The organism is Paraburkholderia sp. UCT31, assembly GCF_014397655.1.
Taxonomy (GTDB): Bacteria; Pseudomonadota; Gammaproteobacteria; order Burkholderiales; family Burkholderiaceae; genus Paraburkholderia; species Paraburkholderia tuberum.
The window spans coordinates 1-854 of sequence record NZ_VZQP01000191.1 but is presented as its reverse complement, the minus strand read 5'-3'; the positions used below and the strand labels follow the sequence as shown (position 1 = coordinate 854).

At 62.9% G+C, this 854-nt stretch carries 1 protein-coding gene; it reads right to left on the bottom strand.

Annotated features, from left to right (window positions below):
- Window positions 1–5 precede the first annotated feature (5 nt).
- Window positions 6–854: GGDEF domain-containing protein (locus F6X40_RS41570; RefSeq protein WP_187631902.1), on the bottom strand; the 849-nt coding region annotated here is incomplete at its 5' end.

Here is an 854-nt window from a genome sequence, read left to right as displayed (position 1 = left end):
TCCGCTTACACGCCGGCACCCGTCTCATCGAAGAATGAGGTTTTGTCCGTCCCGTTCGCTTTGGCGCGATACATCGCGCTATCGGCCTGGCGCATCAGGGCGTGTACATCAAGACGTCCGTCCGCGCTATTGGTACCGAGCATGCGCACGCCAATGCTGGCCGATACGGCGACCGGATGACCGCCGATCTCTCGAAGCCCATGAAGGATGTCGTGAATACCGTCGGCAATCGCGCGCGCGCCGGCGTCGCCATGCACGTGGCGGGCGAGCACCGCGAACTCGTCGCCTCCCAGGCGGGCAACCGTATCGCCGCGGCGAATGCGTGTCTGCAGACCGTTGGCGAAGCACTGCAACAGTTCATCACCCACCGCATGCCCATAAGCGTCATTGACGTATTTGAAGCCGTCGAGATCGATGAACAGCAAGACAGACTGTCCTTTATCGGCGTCTCGCGCCGCAGTCGCTTTAGCGATCGCCTGCTCGAGGCGAGTGCGGTTGCTGAGTCCTGTCAGAGGGTCCGTCGCAGCCTGCCGTTCGAGCCGATGCACGAGGGCCATCAAGTACACGGAAGTCGCCGCGATGCTGAGCATGATGCCCAATCCCACCGCGAGGTTTTCTCTCCACCACGGCTCGACGTGCATCAAAATCGCGACGCCTGCAAGCGCAACTGCACATGAAAGTAGCAACGGCCGCTTGCCGTGGCGGCAACCGGCACCCACAAGAAACCAGAACACGACCCAGAGCAAGGGCAGCGCCACGCGCCCGCCGAGCGCCAAGGCAGTCATGACAAGCGCCTGGTCTGCAATGGTGGTGACCGTCAATCGAAGGCGCGGCCGACCTGTCGCGGCGGTCGC